This is a genomic window from Sphaerisporangium sp. NPDC088356, assembly GCF_040685555.1.
GTDB lineage: Bacteria > Actinomycetota > Actinomycetes > Streptosporangiales > Streptosporangiaceae > Sphaerisporangium.
Map to the genome: position 1 here is coordinate 42,227 of NZ_JBFBIK010000056.1, position 3,983 is coordinate 46,209.

The window sequence follows — 3,983 nt, forward strand, 5'->3', positions numbered from 1 at the left end:
CCCGGGTACCCGCAGCCCGCCGCCCCGTGGCAGCAGCCCCAGCCGCAGGTCGACCGCGGGCAGATCATGCGCGCGGTCCTCATCCTGGCGGCCGTAGCCGGGGTGGTCACGGTGGTCGTCGGGTTGCTGTTCATGGCCGGCTCGCCCGAGGAGTACGGCCTGACCGATGCCCGTACGCCGCTCAAGCTCCAGGCGCAGCCGCCCGCCGGGCAGGCATTCGCGCCGTCGGTCGGCCCGGGAGGCCCCGGACAACCGCTGACCCAGGCGGACCCGACGGCGCCGCCCCCCGTGCCTTCCCTCCCGCCGGCGCCCGCGATGCAGCCGTCGACCCCGAAGCGGCTCATCATCAAGAAGCTCGGCATCAACGCGCCCATCAAACCGGTCGGCACCGACAAGCTGGGCGCGATCGAGACCCCGCCGATCAACAACCCCAACCTGGTCGGCTGGTACCAGTTCGGCCCGACGCCGGGGCAGGCAGGGCCGGCCGTGATGCTCGGCCACAAGGACACGACCTCGCGCGCCGCAGTCTTCGAGCGGCTCCACGAGCTTCAGAACGGCGACACGATCCAGGTCACCCGCATGGACGGCACGATCGCGATCTTCACCGTGGGCGGTGTCGAGCAGGCGGACAAGCAGACGTTCCCGACCAACCGCGTGTACGGCAACGCCGAAGCGGCGGAGCTGCGCCTGATCACGTGTGGCGGCACCTACAACCGCACCACCGGCCACTATGTGGACAACGTCATCGTCTACGCGCGGATGACCAGCACCGGGAAGAGCTCTTCTCGCGGCTGAACGGCCCCGGCCGCCTCCGTCAACCCGCCAGTGGCCCTCCCTCGCAGGTCAGACCCTGACCGGGGCTTATGCCCTCGCATGTACCTCGTGGCGTCGTCGTTGACGACAGGCCACCTCGCCCAGGGGCGGAGGCCTGGGAGGACCTCGGCGGTGGCCCCGCGTCCGCCGTGTCCTCCCAGGCCCCGTCATCATTCGCGGCTCAGTCGTCGGACAGCGCCCTGGCGGAAACCGCGTCCCGGGAGCCGGCCTCCGAACTGGAGGCGTTCTTCGCCGCCTCTTCGCCGCGCTTGCCGTACCAGGCGCTCCATGCTGCTAGCAGGCCGATGGTCGCCACCAGGAGGATCGACGACAGCCCGGCCATGACATCGGTCGGCAACCAGTAGACCAGGGGGAGGCGGACGGCCGACTCGACCAGGAGCGCGATTCCCCAGACGAGGGTCATCACCAAGTAGGTCCGGCGGAACATCGGCGCCGCCGCGTACAGGGCGTCCCAGCGCCGCGCGGTGTCCACGTCTTCGGCACCGAAGCGCTTCGCCACGGCGAAGGCCGCGGGACGGCGGGCGACGCAGGAACCCAGGAAGATCAGGCCCGCGACCGCGGTGGTGACGGACTTGATGGCCAGGAGGAACTTCGCGTCTCCCGTCAGCAAGGAGAGGATCATTCCCACGCCGAAGATGACGCCCATGAAGGCGGCGAATCCATCGAAGCGACGCTGCCGGACGGCGACGTAGGCGACCCGCAGGAATCCGACGCTCGCCGCCGTCAGCATGGCGGCGTACTCGCTCACGCTCAGGGCGCGGCACACATAGTAGGTGCCGATCACCGGCACCACGTCCCACAGCACGACCGAAACGATCTGGTTGTTACCTGAACGGCTCATTTCTCACTCCTGAAGGTCTCGTCGAGCCAGTCACTGATGCGGGCCATGGCCAGTCGCTGGGCGCCTGATTGGCAATGGGGTCGGCACCCTCCTCGGCGGTGAACTCGAGGAAGGTTCTCGGGCAGGTCAGGTGATCGTGGAGCGCCTCGGGCTGGCCTTGGGCGCCCGTCCCCTTAATACGAAATTATTCGCTTCAAGGAGAAGTTAGCTCGGCGGCGCGCTTAAAGCAAGATTATTCGCGTTAAGATGTCGGTCATGGCAACACAGGAACCCGTGCGCCGGCCCGGGGGGCGTAACGCCCGCGTCCGCACGGCCGTATGCGAGGCCGTCCTCGACCTGCTCCACGAGGCGGACTGGGACGATCTGAGCATCGCGCAGGTGGCGGAGCGGTCCGGCGTCCACCAGGCCACGATCTACCGGCGCTGGGGCACGTTGGGCGCGTTGGTCGACGACGTGGTGACCGAGCAGCTCACGCGCTCGTCCCCGGTTCCCGACACCGGGACGCTCCGCGGGGACCTGGAGGCCTACGCGGTCCAGGTGGCCGAGGACGTGGCCGGCCCCCTCGGTCCCGTCTTCCTCCGTGCCGCCCTGGTGGGCGCGCGCCCGGAGGGAGAGCCTTCCAAGCATGTCTATCTTCTGGAGCGAGGCACACAGCTCCAGACGATGCTCGACCGCGCCAGGGATCGCGGTGAGAACCCCCCCACGGTGCTGGAGTTGCTGGAGGTCATCCTCGCGCCGCTGTACTTCCACGCGATGTTCTTCGAACGGCCGACCAACGCGCACCACGCCCGGACACTGGTGGACAGGCTGCTCGCCCTCAGCGAGAAGAAATGAACGCCGTCGTTCTCGCCCGTGCCGGAGTTCACGGGCTCTCACATTCGCGGAGGATTATTCTGTTGTAACCTCGTATAGACCGAACATTGCTCGGTTTCATGCGGGACGGAACCCAGGAGGCACTGTGGCAGAGGCGTACATCGTCGGGGCGGTCCGTACCCCGGTCGGAAAGAAAAAGGGCGGTCTGTCCACCGTTCACCCCACTGACCTCGCCGCTCACACGCTCAAGGCCCTGGTGGACCGTACGGGCGTGGACCCCTCGGCGGTCGAAGACGTGATCATGGGCTGCGTCATGCAGTTCGGCCCGCAGAGCATGGACATCGCGCGCAACGCGTGGCTGTCGGCGGGCCTGCCGGAGACCGTGGCCGGCGTCACCATCGACCGGCAGTGCGGCTCGTCGCAGCAGTCGATCCACTTCGCGGCCCAGGGCGTCCTGTCCGGGACGCAGGATCTCGTGGTGGCGGCCGGCGTCGAGTCGATGAGCATCGTCCCCATGGGGTCGAGCATCACCGCCGCGCTGGAGAAGGGCATGCCTTTCCCCTTCGGCGAGATGTGGGTCGAGCGGTACGGCAAGCAGGAGATCTCGCAGTTCCGCGGCGCGGAGCTGATGTGCGAGAAGTGGGGCCTCAAGCGCGACGAGCTTGAGCGGTTCGCCTACGAGAGCCACCAGCGCGCCGCCAAGGCCATCGCGAACGGCTACTTCAGGGACCAGATCGCCCCGATCAACGGAGTCGAGGACGACGAGGGCCCCCGGCCGGACACCACGCTGGAGAAGATGGCCGGGCTGAAGACGCTGCGCGACGGCGGTCAGATCACGGCGGCCACGTCCTCGCAGATCTCGGACGGATCGGGTGCGTTGCTGATCGCGTCCGAGCAGGCGGTCAGGGACCACGGCCTGACGCCGAGGGCGCGCATCGTCACGCTGGCGCTGACCGGTGACGACCCCGTCTACATGCTCACCGCGCCGATTCCCGCGACGCGCAAGGCGCTGGACAGGGCCGGACTGTCGATCGACGACATCGACGCGATCGAGATCAACGAGGCGTTCGCCCCGGTCCCGCTGGCGTGGCTCAAGGAGATCGGCGCCGACCCGGCCAAGACCAACCCGAACGGCGGAGCCATCGCGCTCGGTCACCCGCTCGGCGGCACCGGCGCCATCCTCATGACCAAGCTGCTCCACGAGCTGGAGCGCACGGGCGGCCGTTACGGCCTGCAGACCATGTGCGAGGGCGGCGGCCAGGCCAACGTCACCATCATCGAGCGCCTCTGACCGGTCGCTCCGATTCGAGCGGTTCGGACGGGTCGCTCTGATTCGAGCGGCTCTGACGGGCCGCTCCGCGTCGAGAGGTAGGAAACGGCGGTGCCCCGCCCCCCCGAGGGGGGGGGGGGGGGCCCCCCGGTGGGTGGGGAGCCCGCGGCTCGAAGCGCGCGGGGGGGCCCCCGGGGGGGGGGGGGAGCCCCAACGGCGGCGCGC

General features: G+C 69.1%; 4 protein-coding genes. 3 read left to right on the forward strand and 1 reads right to left on the reverse strand.

The window, feature by feature from the left end; all coding sequences use genetic code 11:
• The coding region (locus AB0O34_RS21245; protein ID WP_363917765.1) for a class F sortase at positions 1-795 on the forward strand (795 nt) is incomplete at its 5' end.
• A 199-nt stretch (positions 796-994) separates the two neighbouring features.
• Here the strand turns inward: AB0O34_RS21245 and AB0O34_RS21250 are convergent.
• A complete protein-coding gene (locus AB0O34_RS21250) occupies positions 995-1,675 on the reverse strand; it encodes a VC0807 family protein (RefSeq protein WP_363917767.1) in 681 nt (226 codons plus the stop codon).
• Positions 1,676-1,930: 255 nt separating this feature from the next.
• Between AB0O34_RS21250 and AB0O34_RS21255 the strand changes: the two genes are divergently transcribed.
• Complete coding sequence (locus AB0O34_RS21255) at positions 1,931-2,509, forward strand: TetR/AcrR family transcriptional regulator C-terminal ligand-binding domain-containing protein (protein WP_363917769.1); 579 nt, start codon at positions 1,931-1,933, stop codon at positions 2,507-2,509.
• 124 nt (positions 2,510-2,633) lie between these two features.
• The gene (locus AB0O34_RS21260) at positions 2,634-3,779 is read left to right on the forward strand and encodes an acetyl-CoA C-acetyltransferase (RefSeq protein ID WP_363917771.1); all 1,146 of its coding nucleotides are present in this window, start codon (positions 2,634-2,636) and stop codon (positions 3,777-3,779) included.
• Positions 3,780-3,983 lie beyond the last annotated feature (204 nt).